Origin of the sequence: Candidatus Amarobacter glycogenicus, from assembly GCF_016704105.1 — a bacterium.
Taxonomy (GTDB): domain Bacteria; phylum Chloroflexota; class Dehalococcoidia; order Tepidiformales; family Tepidiformaceae; genus Amarobacter; species Amarobacter glycogenicus.
The window spans coordinates 136,126-153,193 of sequence record NZ_JADJAT010000002.1; the positions used below are offsets into that span (position 1 = coordinate 136,126).

The 17,068-nt window shown below is 64.3% G+C and carries 16 protein-coding genes; 4 read left to right on the plus strand and 12 right to left on the minus strand.

Features of this window, described 5'->3' with window-relative positions; genetic code table 11:
* Positions 1–19: 19 nt before the first annotated feature.
* The 12 genes from leuS to argC form a co-directional block, all read right to left on the minus strand.
* Positions 20–2,464: a leucine--tRNA ligase gene (gene leuS / locus IPG14_RS05400; protein ID WP_343391124.1), complete on the minus strand. Its 2,445-nt coding sequence runs from the start codon at positions 2,462–2,464 to the stop codon at positions 20–22.
* 258 nt (positions 2,465–2,722) lie between these two features.
* Positions 2,723–3,271, minus strand: a complete 549-nt coding sequence (locus IPG14_RS05405; protein WP_343391125.1) for a hydrolase — start codon at positions 3,269–3,271, stop codon at positions 2,723–2,725.
* Positions 3,268–4,911, minus strand: coding sequence for an alpha-amylase family glycosyl hydrolase (locus tag IPG14_RS05410; protein WP_343391126.1), 1,644 nt, complete (start codon positions 4,909–4,911; stop codon positions 3,268–3,270). The genes IPG14_RS05405 and IPG14_RS05410 overlap by 4 nt, the downstream gene beginning before the upstream one ends.
* Positions 4,911–5,258, minus strand: a complete 348-nt coding sequence (locus IPG14_RS05415; RefSeq protein ID WP_343391127.1) for a hypothetical protein — start codon at positions 5,256–5,258, stop codon at positions 4,911–4,913. Before IPG14_RS05415 ends, IPG14_RS05410 begins: the two co-directional genes overlap by 1 nt.
* Positions 5,258–6,517: an argininosuccinate synthase gene (locus IPG14_RS05420; protein WP_343384387.1), complete on the minus strand. Its 1,260-nt coding sequence runs from the start codon at positions 6,515–6,517 to the stop codon at positions 5,258–5,260. The genes IPG14_RS05415 and IPG14_RS05420 overlap by 1 nt, the downstream gene beginning before the upstream one ends.
* A 53-nt stretch (positions 6,518–6,570) precedes the next feature.
* Positions 6,571–6,891: an SdpI family protein gene (locus IPG14_RS05425; RefSeq protein ID WP_343389534.1), complete on the minus strand. Its 321-nt coding sequence runs from the start codon at positions 6,889–6,891 to the stop codon at positions 6,571–6,573.
* Positions 6,892–6,926: 35 nt separating this feature from the next.
* A complete protein-coding gene (locus tag IPG14_RS05430) occupies positions 6,927–8,006 on the minus strand; it encodes a carbon-nitrogen hydrolase family protein (RefSeq protein WP_343384385.1) in 1,080 nt (359 codons plus the stop codon).
* Between the two features lie 32 nt (positions 8,007–8,038).
* A complete protein-coding gene (locus IPG14_RS05435; RefSeq protein WP_343391128.1) occupies positions 8,039–9,241 on the minus strand; it encodes an acetylornithine transaminase in 1,203 nt (400 codons plus the stop codon).
* A gap of 53 nt (positions 9,242–9,294) precedes the next feature.
* On the minus strand, positions 9,295–11,406 hold the full coding sequence (ppk1, locus tag IPG14_RS05440) for a polyphosphate kinase 1 (protein ID WP_343391129.1): 2,112 nt from the start codon (positions 11,404–11,406) through the stop codon (positions 9,295–9,297).
* A gap of 70 nt (positions 11,407–11,476) precedes the next feature.
* On the minus strand, positions 11,477–12,256 hold the full coding sequence (gene argB / locus IPG14_RS05445) for an acetylglutamate kinase (RefSeq protein WP_343391130.1): 780 nt from the start codon (positions 12,254–12,256) through the stop codon (positions 11,477–11,479).
* Entirely contained in the window at positions 12,253–13,455 is a 1,203-nt protein-coding gene (argJ, locus tag IPG14_RS05450; protein ID WP_343391131.1) for a bifunctional glutamate N-acetyltransferase/amino-acid acetyltransferase ArgJ, read from the minus strand. Before argJ ends, argB begins: the two co-directional genes overlap by 4 nt.
* Positions 13,452–14,483, minus strand: a complete 1,032-nt coding sequence (argC, locus tag IPG14_RS05455; RefSeq protein WP_343391132.1) for an N-acetyl-gamma-glutamyl-phosphate reductase — start codon at positions 14,481–14,483, stop codon at positions 13,452–13,454. The genes argJ and argC overlap by 4 nt, the downstream gene beginning before the upstream one ends.
* Positions 14,484–14,629: 146 nt before the next feature.
* On the opposite strand from argC, the gene IPG14_RS05460 reads away from it, so the two are divergent.
* The 4 genes from IPG14_RS05460 (at position 14,630) to IPG14_RS05475 (ending at position 17,059) form a co-directional block, all read left to right on the plus strand.
* Entirely contained in the window at positions 14,630–15,817 is a 1,188-nt protein-coding gene (locus tag IPG14_RS05460) for a thiolase family protein (protein WP_343391133.1), read from the plus strand.
* 11 nt (positions 15,818–15,828) lie between these two features.
* Positions 15,829–16,236, plus strand: coding sequence for an OB-fold domain-containing protein (locus IPG14_RS05465; RefSeq protein ID WP_343391134.1), 408 nt, complete (start codon positions 15,829–15,831; stop codon positions 16,234–16,236).
* Positions 16,237–16,360: 124 nt separating this feature from the next.
* Positions 16,361–16,765 (plus strand): hypothetical protein, encoded by a 405-nt coding sequence (locus IPG14_RS05470; RefSeq protein ID WP_343384377.1) that lies wholly within the window; start codon positions 16,361–16,363, stop codon positions 16,763–16,765.
* A 93-nt stretch (positions 16,766–16,858) separates the two neighbouring features.
* A complete protein-coding gene (locus IPG14_RS05475; protein ID WP_343384376.1) occupies positions 16,859–17,059 on the plus strand; it encodes a hypothetical protein in 201 nt (66 codons plus the stop codon).
* Positions 17,060–17,068 lie beyond the last annotated feature (9 nt).

Below are 17,068 nucleotides of genomic sequence, written 5' to 3' on the forward strand. Positions count from 1 at the left end.
GTTACGTCGCGCAGGCGCGCTACAGCACGATGCTGAAGAGTTTTCCCGGTACGTAGATCACGCGCCGCGGTTCCGACCCACCCAGTTGCTCCTGGATCTTGGGTAGAGCGAAGACAGCAGCCGCCGCATGGGCTTCGGAACAACCCAGGGGAAGCAAGACCCTGTCCCGGACCTTGCCATTGACCTGGACAGCGATCTCTACCGCCTCATCGGCCGCCAATTCAGAGTCAGCGACCGGCCAGGACGATGTATGGATGCTGTAGCCGTGACCGAGACGCTCCCAGAGTTCCTCAGTGATGTGCGGCGCCAGTGGAGCCGTCAGTAGCAGTGCCGTCTGCAGTGCTTCCTCCCACGCCTCGCCGTCGACTGCGCCGGCTTCGCGGGCGCGTTGCATCGCCGACGTATGTTCCATTAGCCGGGAAATGAGGGTGTTAAAGCGGAAGTTTTCGATCTCCTCGGTGGCTGCGAGGATGGTCTTGTGGGTCGCCCTTCTCAATTCGCGGGTTGCTTCCACATTGGGCGCCGCCGTGCGTTCGCAAGGATCCGTCGCCAGGCTCCAAAGGCGATGCAGCCAGCGCACAATGCCGGACATCCCCGTCGGGTTGTATGGCCCACCCTGGTCCCACGGCCCAACGAACATGAGCTGGCAGCGGAACGCATCAGCGCCCCATTTCTCCACCTGCTCATCCGGAGCCACCACGTTGCCCCGGCTCTTTGACATCCGGTTGCCATCCGGGCCGAGGATGACCCCCTGGTTGAAGAGTCGCTTCATCGGCTCATCACCTTCGACCATTCCCATGTCGCGCGCGGCCTTCCAGAAGAAGCGCGTGTAGAGCAGGTGCATCACCGCGTGCTCGGCCCCGCCCGTGTACTGGTCGACTGGGAACCACTGACGAGCCGCCTGCGCAGAGAACGGACGCTCGGGGTTGCGCGGGTCTACGTAGCGCATCTGGTACCAGCTGGAACACATGAACGTGTCCAATGTGTCGGTTTCACGCTTCGCAGCGCCGCCGCACTTCGGGCAGGGGACGTTCACCCAGTCCTCGAGCAGCGTCAATGGGGACTGGCCGGTCGGCCGGAACTCCACCTTCTCGGGCAGGGTGACTGGCAGGTCCTCGTCGGGCACCGGCTGCGTTCCGCAGGCGCCGCAGTGAATGAACGGCAGCGGCGCACCCCAGAAGCGCTGCCGCGAGACGGACCAGTCCCTCAGGCGGTAGGTCACAGCGCCTTTGCCCACACCTGCTGCCTCGGCGTGCTCGACTACCTTCCGGATCGCGTCGGACGAAGGCGTCCCATCGAAGCCGCCCGAGTTGATCATCCTGCCGCCGTACGGGATCGCCGCGGCAAGCGGCTTGGTCACGTCGACCTCCGCATGGTCGTACACCGGGATGACTTCCAACCCGTACTTCTTCGCGAAGTCGAAGTCGCGCTGGTCGTGCGCAGGAACCGCCATCACCGCACCCGTCCCGTAGGTCACCAGCACGTAGTCCGCGATCCAGATGGGAATTCGCGCGCCGTTGAACCGGTTGACCGCATAGGCGCCGGTGAAGACCCCGGTCTTCTCACGCTCGGTCGAAAGCCGGTCCACCTCCGAAGTCCGTCCGGTAGCGGCCACGTACTCCGCCACCGCACCGCGCTGCTCAGGGGTCGTAACCCGCGTGACGAGTGGGTGCTCGGGCGCGATCACCATGAACGTAGCGCCGTAGACCGTGTCCGGGCGCGTGGTGAAGACCGTCAACGGCGAATCCACGCCGTCCACGTCGACCGTGAAGTCGAGATGGGCGCCTTCAGACCGGCCTATCCAGTTTCGCTGCATATTCCGGATGCGGTCCGGCCAATCGATTCCGTCGTAACGCAGGAGCTCCTCGGCGTAGGCCGTGATCTTGAAAAACCACTGCCGCATCATCTTGCGTTCGACCACGTCGTCGGATCGTTCGCACTTTCCGTCGAGCACCTGTTCGTTCGCAACCACTGTCTGGCAGCCGGGACACCAGTTCGCCAGGGCTTCCGCCTGGTACGCCAACCCATGCTTGTAGAACTGCAGGAACCACCACTGCGTCCACCGGTAGAACTCTGGGTCACTCGTGATGACCTCCCGCTCCCAGTCGAAACCCGCCCCCATCAGGCGAAGTTGGCCGCGCATTCGCTCGATGTTCTGGTACGTCCATTCCCGAGGGTCGATACCCCGCTTGATCGCCGCGTTTTCGGCGGGCAGCCCGAAGGAGTCGAACCCCATCGGGAACATCACGTTGTAACCCCGCATCCGGCGATACCGCGCAGCGACGTCACTGGGCGCCATCGCGTACCAGTGCCCTGTGTGGAGGTCCCCGGACGGGTAGGGGAACATCGTGAGTGCGTACCACTTCGGTCGGGGGTCATCGTCGCGGGCGGCGTAGAGGTTCGAATCCTCCCACCGTTTCCGCCACTTGGGTTCAATCACATGGGGTTCATAGCGATCGGCCACGATCGGATACCTCGCTGACTACGGGTCATGAAAAGAAGGCCTTAAAGGCACAGTGCTGGTCCGGTTTGGACGCCCCGCCGGCTACGCGCCGCGGGGCCGGAGAAGGGCGAGCCAGTATCGCCGGCGCAATATCGTGCGCCGCCTTTCGCCCACCCGAGTTGCTTCACTCGTCACGCTGGCAACCTGCCAATTCGCGGCCGTCAGGGCCGGAGGTAGGAGGAATGGTATCCGAATCAGGTCGATCCCGTCACCACGGGACTAGCGGGGACGTCCAAAGTGTGCCGCGACCAGCGTTTCGAAGTTCCTCGCCTTCGAACAGTACCGGCACGTCAGGTACCAGATCCAGATCGCATCAGGCTTACGGCCGTACTTCGCCTCGGCCTCACGTTCGGTCTCTTCGGCCACCTTCCCGAGCTGTCCCCAGGGCGCTTCGAAGATGCGCGTATACGCCACGCCCCCCGGCCGCTCGACCTCGCTGTCGGCGGCGACGCCTTCAACCTCAAGCATGACCGGCCGCCGGAACCGGCCCCGCCCATTGAGCAGCATGGCGTCCTGGGGGATCGTCCCGCCCGCCTTCGCGGCTTTCCGCCGCAGCTCATCCCGTGCCCCGTCGTATCCGACAGGCACGCCCATCACGGCATTCGTCATCGTCTTCACGAAAGTAATGTCCGACCAGTCACTCTCCACTCCGTCCCAACCTTCGCGGTCAAGTCGCGGGCATTCGCACCCCTCCGCGTCGGCGCCGACATCCTCCTTGCGGACAGGCATGCCCTTTTCGTCGATCGGGACTCGGCGACGGTCGGTCATCGCCCGAGGATACTCCGTTCACCATCGGCGATGACCATCGCCGCCCCGAGCGGCTCCAGGTCGATATGCTGACCCACCCGGCGACCCTCTTCCGAGCGTAGCGTTGCCAGGGCGACCGTCCCCGGCGACGGGACCGCTACTTGCACCGCGTGGCCGGTTGTATTCAATGCCACGTAAGCTGCCGCTGCCGCGCCCGTCGCCCCGCGCTCGAACAGCCAGGTGCCGTCGGGTGATTCCAGCTCCCGGTACGCCCCCTCGCGCAGCGATGCTGTGCGCTTTCTTAGCCAGATCGCCGCCCGGTACAGCGACAGAAGCGAACCGTCGTCAGCGAACTGCTCGTCCACATTCCGGTCTGCGCGGCCGTACGGGAGCCATGGTTCCGCTTCCGAAAACCCGCGGCTCGGCGTCGCGTCCCATTGCATCGGTGTCCGCTCAGGGTCCCTGCCGAACGTCCGCAGCCGTGCCGGGTCCTGCAACTGCTCCTCGGGGATCTCGACATCCTCCATGCCGATCTCCTCGCCGTAGTAAACGAAAGGCGTGTTCCGCAGTCCCATCAGCACGATGGCTGCCGCCCGGGCTCGCTCGACTCCGCGACCGTCTTCGTTATGACGCGTGATGAACCGCATCCGGTCGTGGTTCCCGAAAGCAAAGCATGGTTGCGATCCGGCCGGGATGGCGCGCTCGGCATCCCGCACGATTCGCTTCATGATCTCCGCGTCCCACGGCGTATGCCACGGCTCGATTTCGTGGATGAATTGGAAGTTGAACGCGAGATGCAGGCCTGGCTCCCGATCGTCGCCGTAGTAAGCGGAGATCTCCTCGGCCGTTCCGAACACCTCGCCGACGGCCGTCTTCTCCGGGTACTCGTCGAAGACGCGGCGAATCCGCTTCACCGCGCCGAAGACATCCGGGTAGTTGCGGTTGTTTAGCCAGATCTGGCTGCTTCGTTCGCGGTCGCCGGGGCGCCACCTGGGATTGACCGGATTATCGGCCAGATCCGGGTGTTTCAGGATCATGCCCATTACATCTATCCGGAACCCATCAATGCCGCGTTCGAACCAGAACCTCAGCACATCGTGCATAGCCCGCTCGACCTCGGGGTTGCGCCAGTTCAGGTCCGGCTGCTCCTTCAGGAACGAGTGGAGGTAGAACTGTCCCGTTTCTTCCGAAAGCGTCCACGCAGGACCGCCAAAGACGCTTCGCCAGTTGTTCGGAAGTCCGCCGTCGGGCTTCGCCGAACGCCAGAAGTACCAATCCCGCTTCGGATTCTCCAGGGAGCTCGCCGACTCGATAAACCAGGGGTGGCGGTCGGACGTGTGGTTCGGGACCCAGTCCAGCAAGAGCTTGATCCCGCGGGCGTGGCACTCGGCGATAAGCCGGTCCATTGTTTCCATGGTCCCGAAGTCCGGGTGGACGCCGTTGTAGTCCGAAACGTCGTAGCCGAAGTCCTTCATCGGCGAGGGGAAGGTAGGCGATAGCCAGATCGCGTCTACCCCGAGAGACGTTTCGGTTCCGTCGTTGAGGTAGTCGAGCCGCCGGATAATCCCTTCGAGGTCGCCGATTCCATCGCCGTTGCTGTCCTGGAAGCTGCGCGGATAGATCTGATAGACGACCGCGTCCCGCCACCACTCGCGCGTCATCAGGCCAACGCGGCCTTCACCCGCTCCAGCAGGTCCGGAAAGTCCGCGAAATACCCGTTCGATGCCACGATGATCGACTCCGGTGAAGCGCCCCGGGCGGCCACGTCGGTGAGGATAGCTTCACCCGCTGCCTGTGCGGCGCGCTCGCGGAACTCGGCGGAGTCCACGTTACCCGTCGCCTCGGCGAGCATTCGCGCGGCCGGGTCGTTCAGCTGGACAGCCGTTTCCTTCCCATGGGCGCCGCTGGGCCGCACGAGGAAATTCGCCTGCGTTACTCCCCAGATCTCCGTCCCGGGCGTGAAGCCTTCGAACCGGATATCAGTCGTGTGCGCGGTTTCGAGCGCCATCACTTCTCCCCCTGCTCTGCATGGTCCTGTGGCATCGCGATCCGGAGTGCATCCGGCAAGTCCGCCAGCAGTTGCGTGCGCACCTGCGTCCGTGTCTGCAGGCCCCAGATATTGATGAACCCGATGGCCGCCGACTGGTCGTACGTGTCGCCCCGGTCGTACGTCGCGAGGCCGCGGTCATAGAGCGACTGCGCCGCCTTGCGCCCGACGACGGTCGCACGGCCCCGGTGGAGTTTCACCCGGATGGTGCCGGTCACGTGCCGTTGCGTGCTGGCCACATATGCTGCGATGTCCTGGTGATGGGCACTGAACCAGAGCCCGTTGTAAATCAACTCGGAATACTCGATGGCGACCGCTTTCTTCAGCTTCACCTGCTGCTTCGAAAGGGTCATGGCCTCGAGCGAGCGGTGGGCAGTGTGCAGGATGACGCCCGCCGGCGCTTCATAGATCTCCCGGCTCTTGATCCCGACCAGCCGGTCCTCGATGTGGTCGATCCGGCCAACACCGTGGATGCCGCCGAGTTCGTTCAGGCGCTCCACGATCGCAACCGGCCCCAGTTCCTCGCCGTTCAAGCGGATCGGCATCCCCGACTGGTAGTCGATCTCGACATATGCGGGTGCTGAAGGCGCCTGTTCTGCATCTCGCGTCCACTCGTAAGCATCGGCGGGGGGCTCAGTCCACGGATCTTCGAGGACACCCGCCTCAGCGCTCCGCCCCCAGATGTTCTCGTCGATGCTGAATGGGCCTTTCGCTGCCCAGGGGATATCGACCCCGTGTTGCCTCAGGTATTCGATCTGATAGTCCCGCGCCATCGCGTTCTCACGCGTGGGCGCAACGATGCTCAGGCTCGGGTCGAGCGTCTGGATGCCGACATCGAAGCGGACCTGGTCGTTTCCCTTGCCTGTACAGCCGTGGGCGACGGCCGTCGCACCTTCTTCGTGGGCCACATCCACCAGCAGCTTTGCCATCAGCGGGCGCGCGAGGGCAGTCGCCAGGGGATACGCATCCTGGTACATCGCACCCGCGGCCAGCGCAGGGAAGGCGAAGTAGCGGATGAAGTCCTCTTTCGCATCGATGATTCGAACCTTCAGCGCTCCCGCGGCCATGCCCCGGGATTCGACAACCGGCTGTTCGCGGCTCATGCCCACATCGATGTTGAGGGCAACGACTTCGTAACCCTGTTCGACGGAGAGCCACTTGATCGCGGTTGTCGTATCGAGTCCGCCGGAATAGGCGAGAACGAGCTTGGGCACGGGCATGACCTGTGAAAGAAGTACCGTTGAGTATCCGGCCTGCGGCCGTCAACGGGAAATCAGCGAGAGAGCTCAGCCTTGGCTCCGCCCACGCCTTTCTGCCAGGAGACGATCGCCGAGACAAAGAGAATGGCAGCCAAGGCGATCGTAACCGAGGCCGCGAACGCGTTCGGCAGAGCGCCCGCAATGGCGAATGGGAGCATCGCCAGCGCGCCGGCGAACACCGCGACGCCGCCGAAGATCAGGTACGGAGCTCCGTAGCGATGCACCAGTCTCCACTGTTCATCATTCGCCATGGCATAAGGAGTTCGGATTCCCGCCCACGGCTGTCGCGGCAATTTCTCCTGCCAGCCTTGCCAACCGAGGATGATCACTGCCATCGAACCCACCAGTAGCGCCAGGAACGCGACCCACATCAGGCGCTCTCCCGCGGCAGACGCTCAAGGTCGATGTTGAGATCGTCGAGCGCTCCCAGGAGGTCGCCGCGGCTGGAAATCGCCCCCTCCCCGATCGCCTTGTGCACCAGCCGAACGTCGCCCGCAGTTTCCCTGAACTCCGCGATTCGCTTCGAAGTCCGGTTCACCCGGAACTCGAACACATCCGGCCGGGTGTAATGCCCGGCGTGATCGGCGATCATCTTCTGGAACATGACGGTGCCGGTGTTGCCTTTGGCAGTGAGGATGCCTTCTTCGTTCAAGAGCGGCCCTGCGAGGAACTCCCCATCCGGACCAATGATCGCCGAGTCCCCATCGCAAGGCGTGACGAGGTGGCGAACCCTCCCGTCGATGGTCATCGCCAGGTCGCGGATGTCCGCCGGAATGTCGCTCTCGCGGAGCAATCCGCCGACCATCACGACGTACGCGGCAGATTGCATTGCGAACGCACGGCTCAGGACCTCCTGCCGGGTGAACGTCCCGCCCGGCCACACGCCGGCATGGACCTGGAGTCCCTGGGAAATAAGCGCGTATCCAGGCAACACCATCTGGTGCTCCCAGCAGTTCAAACCGCCTAACTTCCCGTACGGACGGTCGTAGAGCCGCAGCGAACTCCCATCACCCTCGCCCCAGACAGTCCGCTCGTACATCGTCGGCTTCAACTTCCGGTGTTTGCCCAGGATCACGCCCTCGCGTCCGATGAAGAGCAACGTTGCGTAGATGCTCCCGCCCGTGGTGCCGTCTCGCTCGGCAACGCCGATGGCAACATCGCAGCCCGCTTGCCGCGCTGCTCTGCAGAGGGCATCCGTCGCCGGGGAGGGGATCTCGACGCCGTTCAGCACGAACTTCCGAAGCAGTCCGCCAAACGCAGGGTGGTTTGCCCACGCCGCGAAGGACGCATAGCCGCTAACCCAGGTTTCACCGAACACCGCGAGGTCGGCGCCTTTGGCGCCGGCCTGCTCGATCAGGCCGCAGGCCTTCTCGATGCTGGCGTCCCGGTCGAGGTAGACCGGCGCGGCCTGGACCGCGGCGAGCGTGAAGTCTTGGAATGAATCACCCATGGAACAGCCCCCAATTCGGGCCCGTTGGCCCGCTACTTCGCGACGCTTCGGGTCGCGTCCACGATGGCTTCCTCAAGAATGTCGCAGGCGCGATCAATCTCGTCATCTGAAACGTTCAACGGGGGCATCAGGCGGACCGCATTGGGGCGGACGTTGTTCGCCAGCAGTCCGCGTCGCCGGCATGCATCCACCACATCGCTCGCGCAGTCCCGCGTGAACTGCACCGCGATCAACAGCCCACGCCCGCGGACCTCGTTGACAACCGCGAGCCGGTCTTCCATCGACCTCAGCCGCGAGACCAACCGTTCCGATGCATTCCGTGCCGCGGCCGAGAGGTCTTCATCGATCACATGCTTGACGGTCGCGTATCCGGCCGCCGCCGCCAGGGCATTCCCGCCGAACGTGCTCCCGTGGTCGCCTTTCACCAGGTGGGCGGCGATGTCTTCGCGCGCCATCACAGCACCTATTGGGACGCCACCGGCGAGGCCCTTCGCCAGGGTCATGATGTCCGGCTCGACGCCTTCCTGTTCGTAGGCGAACAGCGACCCGGTCCGGCCGATACCGGTTTGTACCTCATCGAGAATGAACAGCAGGCCTTCCTCGTCGCACCAGTCACGAATGCCCTGGAGGTAGCCCGGCGCCGGCATGTTCACGCCGCCTTCGCCCTGGATCGGCTCGACCATCACGGCCACGGTCTTCTCATTCGTGGCCGCCTTGATCGCCTCCAAATCGTTCCATGGGACGTGGTGGAACCCGGGCATGAGCGGGCCGAAAGGGTCGCGATAGCGTGCGTTCCCGGTCGCGGCCAGCGCCCCGAGCGAACGCCCATGGAAACCGTCAACCGTCGTAATGATCTCGTGCGCACCGTCCCGAGTGTCGAGGCCCCAGCGGCGGGCGAGCTTGATAGCCCCCTCGACCGCTTCCGTCCCCGAGTTGCAGAAGAACACGCGGTCCAGGCAGGAGTTCTCCACAAGCAGCTTCGCGAGCTGGATCATCGGCTTGGTGTAGAAAAGGTTCGATGTGTGAATGAGCGTAGATGCCTGTTCGGCGAGCGCTTTCACTACCACCGGGTGAGCGTGGCCGAGGATATTGACGGCGACACCGCCAACGAAGTCGAGGTACTCGTTTCCCTCTACGTCCCATACGCGGGTGCCGGCGCCACGCTCAAGGACTATCGGCTGACGGCCATAGTTCTGGAACAGGTACTGGCTTTCTTCGGCAACCCAATCAGTCATGACATCCTCCGGCAGTCATGGTAGGCGCTCGGTGCTGTTTCTGGAACGGCCAATTAGCTGAACGGCGCCCGGGCCAGGAGGAGGGAGTGCGCGCCCTCGGCCGTCACTGAGCAGTCGCGGCTCCACTCGCGATCCAGCAGCCGCCAGCCCTGGCGGCGGTCTTCGAGCATCAGTGCCAGGAGATCATCGAGTTGCCGCCGGTGCTCTGCGCCACGCACTGGCGCGAGCACCTCGATGCGTTCATCGAGGTTGCGTTTCATCACATCGGCGCTGCCGATGAAGTACTCCGGTTCTCCGTCGTTCGCGAAGTAGTAGACCCGTGAATGCTCCAGGAACCGGCCGATGACGCTGACAACGCGCACGTTCTCACTCAGCCCCGGAAGCCCGGGCCGCAACCGGCAAATCCCGCGGACGATCAGGTCCACCTGCACGCCCGCCTGGGCCGCCTCATAAAGAAGCCTCGTCAGTTCGAAGTCTTCGAGTGCATTCATCTTGAAGGCGACTCGTGCCGGGCGTCCGGACCGCGCATGGGCGATTTCGCGCTGCACTCTCCGGACGAGTTCCCGTCGCAGGTTCACCGGCGCAGCGAGCAAGACCTCGGTCTCGGCGAGTTCCCCGTATCCGGTCAGGAAGTTGAAAACCCGTAGAAGGTCGCCGCAGATCCGGGCGTCGGACGTGAACAACCCAAGGTCCGTGTAGGTCCTGGCCGTGCGCGAGTTGTAGTTCCCCGTGCCAACGTGCGCGTACATCGTCACGCCCGCGGCCTCCTCCCGCACGACAAGGCTGATCTTCGAATGGATTTTCAGGTCCGGCAGTCCGTAGGCCACGTGGACGCCCGCGCTTTCCAGCTTTCGCGCCCACTCGATGTTGTTTGCTTCATCGAAGCGCGCGGTCAGCTCCACCAGGACGGCAACTTGCTTACCGCGCCCAGCCGCCTCGATCAGCGCCTCCAGGATCGGCGAGTCCGGCGAAGTTCGGTACATCGTCTGTTTGATCGCCAGGACCTGCGGGTCTTCCGCCGCCTGTTCTACGAACTGGACGACAGTCTTATCGAACGACTCGTAAGGGTGATGCACGAGGATGTCGCGCTCCCGCAACGTCGAGAAGAATGACGGGGAATCGTTCGACCCCTGGAACCACGATGGCGTCGCCGGGGTGAACGGGACATCGCAAAGATGCGAGATTGGGAGGCTCGCCAGCTGAAACAGGTCGGCAAGTCCGAGCGGCCCCGCCGTGGAATAGACGTCGCCCTCCCGGAGTTGCAGTTCTTCCAGGAGAAGCTCTCGCCGGCTGTCGGTCAGGTCTCCGCTCACCTCGAGAGAAACCGCCTGGGCGAGCCGTCGGCGGCGCAGGGCGCTCTCGATCACCTCGAGGAGGTCGTCGGCTTCTTCTCCCGGGCTGCCCATTTCGGCGCTGCGGATGACCCTGATCTCGTATGACTCGGTCACGTCCATGCCGGGAAAAAGCATCCCCACATGCGAGATGATCAGGTCCTCCAGGAGGACGAACCGGTTGTCGCCCGCATCGACGAACCTGGGCCGGTTTCCCGGGACCTTGATTCGGGCGAACCGGTCCTGCCCGGTTCCAGGGTGCCGGACGTTCAGCGCCAGCGAGAGGCTCCCCGAAGAGATGAATGGAAATGGGTGCGCCGGGTCGACAACAAGCGGAGTAAGGACCGGGAAGATCGCCTGTTCGAAGTACGCCGTGAGCGTCCCGCGCGCATCCGCCTCGAGGTCGCCGAACCGCACGATCTTGATCCCGTGGTCCGCCAGCTCGGGCCCCAGCGACTCGTGCCACGCGGCGTCGATCGCCGCGTGCATGCGCTTGCACCGCGCAATCACCTGCTCCATCTGTTCGGCGATAGTCAGCCCGTCAACGGTCGTAAACCGTGGGTCTTTCGCATAGGCCTGTTTCAGCCAACCCATCCGCTTCGTGTAGAACTCGTCCAGGTTACTTGCGGTGATCGCCAGGAACTTGACCCGCTCGAGCAAGCGGTTCCGCGGGTCGAGAGCTTCCTCCAACACGCGCTGGTTGAATTCGAGCCAGCTCAACTCCCGGTTGATGTAAAGCGCCGGATCGTCGAGGTCGTACACAGGCTTCGCCGGGCTGGGAACCACTTCGTCCACATTCGGTGTGGGCGCCGGCGGCGCTTCGGTCTCGTCCACGATCTGCCTCTCTGCCCCGCGAACGGGGGGCCTGCCCCCCAAGCATACCGCCGAATGTGAACAATTGGCGTCAGGCGCCGTCCCGTGCGAATGTCGTGCCCGCCCCGGCCGACGCCAGCAACATGCCCGAGTGTCTTCCATCGACGATCTGCACCTCGACCCCGAGCCCCAGGGCGTGGAGGCAGGCTTCGACCTTCGGGATCATCCCGCCGCCAACCGTCCCGTCGGCAATCAGCGAACGCGCATCCTTGCCGGTAAGCCTCCGAACCACAGTTCCGTCCGCGCCCCGGACGCCCTCGACGTCCGTGAGGAACACCAGCCTGCTCGCACCGACGGCGGCCGCGAGGTTCCCCGCGACGGTGTCGGCGTTGATGTTTACCAGCTGGTCCGTCTCGCCCCCGGGCACAAAGCCTATCGGGCCGATCACGGGAACAATCCCTGCTGCATGAAGGGCCATCACGGCTTCTGGATGGACCGCGACCGGCTCGCCGACGAAACCCAGGGCAGGGTCCGCAAGCCGGCACTCGAGAGTCCTTCCATCGGCCCCGCACAGCCCCACCGCCGAGGCCCCCGCGGCATTGATTGCGGCCACGATGCGCTTGTTGACGAGGCCGGCGAAGACCGCGACCACGACCGGCAGAACTCGTTCATCCGTCACACGCAGTCCGCGCTCGAATCGCGATGGGATCTGCATCGCTTCCAGCCAGCGGCTCGCCTCGGCGCCACCACCGTGGACGACGATCGGCACTTCGCCGGAGTTGGCGAGCGCCGCGATGTCCCGGAACGTGGTGTCCGCGCTGCCAAGGGTGCTCCCGCCGATCTTGATGACGAGCGGCCCCGTCGGGCTCACGTGTGGTAATCCGCGTTGATCGAGACGTACTCGGCCGAAAGGTCACAACCCCAACCAGTGGCCTCACCATCACCGGCGCCCAGGTCGACGTCGATCCCGACGACATCCGCCTTCATCGCCCGGGAGAGCTCAAGCGCGTCGAACTCGGTGGGCCGCTCTTTTTCAAACACCTTGATCCCACAAATAGAGATCGCGACGCCCGGCTCATTGACCGTCAGTCCTGATCTTCCGATCACTGCCGTCACCCGCCCCCAGTTTGGGTCGGCGCCATGGACTGCGCTCTTGAGCAGGTAGGAGGTCGACAGGAGGCGGACCATCGTCCGCGCCTCGGCCTCGGTCGCACCCCCGGTCACCCGGAACTCGATCACCCGTGTGGCGCCCTCTCCGTCGCGCGCTATCTCCTTGGCGAGAAACACGCACAGCGCCCCGAGTGCAGCGCGGAAATCGCCTGCCAGTGGCGAAGCGGCCGCGATGATCTCTCCCCCGGCCGCCCCGTTTGCGAACAGCAGTACCGTGTCACTCGGGCTCGTGTCGCCATCGATCGAAACGAGATTGAACGAGCGGTCGACGGCCTCGCTCAGCGCCTGCTGAAGGAAGCCCTGCTCCACCGGTGCATCCGTCGTCAGGAAAGCGAGCATGGTGGCCATGTTCGGGTGGATCATCCCCGAGCCCTTGCAACACCCACCGAGCGTGTACTCGCCAAACCGCACAGCAGCCGACTTCGGTCGCGTGTCGGTAGTCATGATGGCGCGGGCGAGTGCCGCACCGCCATCGCGCGAAAGCTCGATCGCCTTCACGCCGGCTTCCAGCTTGTCCATCGGCAGGTAGTGGCCGATCACTCCGGTGCTGCAAACGAGCACGTCTTCCGCCTCTACCCCGGCGCGTTGGGCCGCCCATGCAGTCAACTGGCGACCATCCGCGATCCCTCGCTCACCCGTGCTGGAGTTCGCAACTCCGCTGTTGACGACCACGCCACGCGCGGGCCGCGCCGCCAACCTCGCCCGGTTAATGTCCACCGAAGCCGAATGGAGAACGTTCCGGGTGTACGTTGCGGCAGTGGTACACGGCCGCTCCGAAACCAGGATGCCCAGGTCAAGCTTGCCTTCCCCGTACGTCTTCACTCCCGCATAGACACTCCCGGCGAGGAAACCCTGCGGCGTCGTTGAATGGCCCGAAAGGTCGAGCAGCGGCTCGCTCACGGGTACACCGCCGGGAGGTCGAGTCCCGCCGTCTGGTCGAGTCCGAGCATCAGGTTCATGTTTTCGATTGCCTGCCCCGCCGCGCCCTTTACCAGGTTATCGAGCACCCCGATCGCGATCAGCATCCCGTTTCGCTCATCGATTGCCGGATGGACGAGGCACATGTTGTTCGCGAGTGTTTGTTTCGTGTGAGGCGGCGTCTCCACGACATCCGTGAACGGTGCTGCCGCATAGAAATCCCGGTAGATCCGCGTGACTTCCGCCCGCGTCACAGCCCGCGTGAGCGGGGCGTAGCAGGTCGCATGGATGCCGCGCGTCATCGGCGCCAGGTGAGGGACGAACGTCACCTTCGGCGGCGGCCCTTCGCGGAGGTTCGCCAGTTCCTGCTGGATCTCGGGCTGGTGGTTGTGGTTCGCGATCTTGTAGGCGCTCAGGTCCTCGTTCACTTCGCTATAGCCGTAACTACCGCCGGTGCCGCGCCCCGCTCCCGAAATGCCCGACTTCGCGTCCACCACCACGGGGTCCGATACGAGCCCGGCCGCGACCGCAGGCGCCAGCGCCAGGATTGCTGCCGCCGGGTAACAGCCCGGGTTCGCGACCAGGTTCGCGCCTGCAATCCGGTCGCGGTTCAATTCCGGAAGTCCGTAGACCGCTTGCGCCAGGAGTTCCGGGGCCGGATGCGGGTTTCCTCCGCTCATCCAGTGCTCGAACGCTCCCGGCTCTTTGAGCCGGAAGTCCGCGGCGATATCCACCACTTTGGTGCCTGCCCGCACGAAGGGCGCGCATGCCTTCGCGCTCTCGGCCGTCGGCAGCGCCGAGAAAACGATGTCGACCTCCGCCTCGATCTCTTCCGTAATACGGAAGTCACCGTAGACGGCAAGGTGCGGGAACGCCTCTCCCAGACGCTTGCCGGCCAGGGAACGCCCCGTGGCAGCGACGATTCGCGCTCCCGGGTGCTTCCAGAGCAGGCGTGCCGCTTCCATTCCTGCATAGCCGGTGACATTGATGATTCCTACTCGGTAACTCACCCACGAATTGTGCCCTGCGCTGCTTCAGCGGGCCACCACCGGTTTCGCAGAGCCCTCTCGTTTGCACCTGTCACCGACGCCCTCCAGGACCGCTACTCCTTCCCGCGCCAGCCGGTAGAATCGGCCCCACAAGGAGCCACACTACTATGGGACATCCAATGCGCGGCGCTACCGCGATCACCGGTTTCGGGATGACACCGATGGGCCGGATCTACAAGTCGACCATGGAATTGGCAGCCGACGCCACGCGCACCGCCATCAAGGATGCCGGCCTTCGCAAAGACCAGATCAACGGTCTCCTCATAAACGCTGGCGTCACCGGCACGACGGGGGGCGGTGTATCACTGGGCCTGCAGAACTACCTTGGACTCCAGGACCTGCGCCTGCTCAACCACATGAACGCCGCCGGCTCCACTGCCGCCCAGATGGTCCAGTATGCCTCGCTCGCCATCGCCTCGGGCATGGCCAACCACGTCCTCTGCGTCTTCGCCGATGCGCCATTGAAGGACGGGTCGTCGGCCGGGGCTGCCTACGGCGGCGCGGCCCGCAACCCACAGCGCCCTCGCGGCATGTCCGGCCTCTACCCGGCCTCCGGTTACTACGGCGCCAACACCCCCTACGCGCTCGCCGCGCGGCGCCACATGGCTGACTACGGGACCACCCAGGACCAGCTCGGTACCATCGCTGTCGGCCAGCGCCAGTGGGCGACGATGAACCCCCTCGCCCAGATGCGCAGTCCGATCACCATGGAGGACTACCACAACTCCCGCTGGATCATCGAGCCGCTCCACCTGCTGGATTGCTGCCTCGTCTCCAATGGCGCCGTCGCCGTCATTGTCAGTTCGGCTGCCGCCGCCAGGGAAATGCCCCAACCCCCGGTCTACGTCTGGGGCATGGGACAGGGCCACCCCGGCGATAACTCCCGGACCGGCTCGAATTGGGAAACCGAGACCGGGGCAAAGCTCGCCGCCAGGACCGCTTACGGGATGGCCGGCGTCGGCCCCAGCGACATCTCGAGCTGCCAGGTCTACGACTGCTACACCTACACGGTGCTCGTCACACTTGAAGATTACGGGTTCTGCAAGAAGGGTGAGGGCGGGCCGTTCGTCGAAGACGGCAAGCTCGGACCTGGTGGTTCCTTGCCCACAAACACCGGCGGTGGCGAACTCTCGGCCTACTACATGTGGGGCATGACTCCGCTCTCCGAGGCCATCATCCAGGGACGCGGCCACGGCGGAGATCGCCAGGTCAAGAACGACGTCATCCTTGCCACGGGCAACGGCGGCAGCCTGAGCTATCACGCCTGCCTCATCCTGAGCCCCCACGCGAACTGAGGTACCAAACAATGTCTGAAGACTTCCCCCGGCCATTGCCGGAAGCCGATGAGACCTCGCAAGAATTCTGGGATGGAGCGATGGCTGGCAAGCTCATGCTCATGCGCTGCGCAGAATGCGGGCTCTGGCGGCTCCCCTCCCGGCCGCACTGCGACGGCTGCCTCTCGGATCAGTTCACCTGGGAACAGGCGAGCGGTCGCGGCGCCGTCAGGACCTTCGGCGTCATGCACCAGAAATACCACCCTGGCTGGGCCGCGATCGCTCCGTACAACGTCACCATCGTCGAACTCGAAGAAGGTCCCCGCCTGCCCACGAACGTCGTCGGGATCCCCAACGACCAGATCCGCGTCGGCATGCCTGTTATTGTCGAGTTCGAGCAACATGAGGACGTTGCACTGCCGAAATTCCGCCCGGCATAGGCCGAAGCCGACGGAAATCCGGCTGTTGGTTCACGTAACGCCCACAGTTATGACGAGTTCGGCGATTTCTAGTTGACCGTTCGTTATAGTGCCCACCGGTGGGAGGGCTCGGCGGAGGCCGCAAATGGCAACACAATGCCGGCTTGGGATCACGCTCTGGAGTACCGACGTCTTCGCGTTGGCCGACTTCCTTCAGCAAGTCGCCGGGCTTGAAATGGACCAACGCCACCCGGGCTTTGCCGCTCTTCGCGCGGGAGAAGCCGCTGTGACGGTCCACGATGACGAGTCGTACCGCGGCCACCCGTGGTTCCAGGCACTCTCGCGAGAAGGCGTCGCCCGCGGGATCGGCGCCGAACTCCGGTTCGAGGTCGATTCCGTCTCCGATTCATTCGCACTGGCACGCAAGCTCGGCGGCCAATCGATCGCGCCCCCCTTCGAGTACGAGGGCACCCTGGAATGCCAGGTCATGGCCCCGGACGGTTATGTCCTCAGCCTATGGCAGCTATGGAACCCTTCAACATCAGCCTGAAATTCCTTCAGCTTCGTCAATTCCCGCCGAAACTTCTGCTACGGTGGTTGTGAAAGACCGCACAATTCACCTGTACGGAGGAGTTGACCACACATGTTCATCCACCAATCCACCCTCCAGATCCTCGTCCCCGGCGAGCCGAGCCCCGAAGCGCTCCATCGCGAGGAGTACTTCAACGAATCGAAGGACGACACCGCCGATGGCGACACGTCCAGCGAGGATCACCTTGCGGCAAGCCGCATCAGCCTTCTTCGCGCCCAGGTCACTACGCGCGTTGGCCGCTACTTCGTCTGAGCCAACCGC

What these genes read in the sequence shown, in the direction of transcription:
- IPG14_RS05460 (WP_343391133.1), top strand. Translation starts at nt 14,630, where the DNA reads ATGGGACATCCAATGCGCGGCGCTACCGCGATCACCGGTTTCGGGATG.
- IPG14_RS05415 (WP_343391127.1), bottom strand. Translation starts at nt 5,258, where the DNA reads ATGGCGCTCGAAACCGCGCACACGACTGATATCCGGTTCGAAGGCTTC.
- IPG14_RS05465 (WP_343391134.1), top strand. Translation starts at nt 15,829, where the DNA reads ATGTCTGAAGACTTCCCCCGGCCATTGCCGGAAGCCGATGAGACCTCG.
- IPG14_RS05405 (WP_343391125.1), bottom strand. Translation starts at nt 3,271, where the DNA reads ATGACCGACCGTCGCCGAGTCCCGATCGACGAAAAGGGCATGCCTGTC.
- IPG14_RS05420 (WP_343384387.1), bottom strand. Translation starts at nt 6,517, where the DNA reads ATGCCCGTGCCCAAGCTCGTTCTCGCCTATTCCGGCGGACTCGATACG.
- IPG14_RS05470 (WP_343384377.1), top strand. Translation starts at nt 16,361, where the DNA reads ATGGCAACACAATGCCGGCTTGGGATCACGCTCTGGAGTACCGACGTC.
- IPG14_RS05410 (WP_343391126.1), bottom strand. Translation starts at nt 4,911, where the DNA reads ATGACGCGCGAGTGGTGGCGGGACGCGGTCGTCTATCAGATCTATCCG.
- IPG14_RS05430 (WP_343384385.1), bottom strand. Translation starts at nt 8,006, where the DNA reads ATGGGTGATTCATTCCAAGACTTCACGCTCGCCGCGGTCCAGGCCGCG.
- IPG14_RS05475 (WP_343384376.1), top strand. Translation starts at nt 16,859, where the DNA reads ATGTTCATCCACCAATCCACCCTCCAGATCCTCGTCCCCGGCGAGCCG.
- IPG14_RS05435 (WP_343391128.1), bottom strand. Translation starts at nt 9,241, where the DNA reads ATGACTGATTGGGTTGCCGAAGAAAGCCAGTACCTGTTCCAGAACTAT.
- IPG14_RS05425 (WP_343389534.1), bottom strand. Translation starts at nt 6,891, where the DNA reads ATGGCAGTGATCATCCTCGGTTGGCAAGGCTGGCAGGAGAAATTGCCG.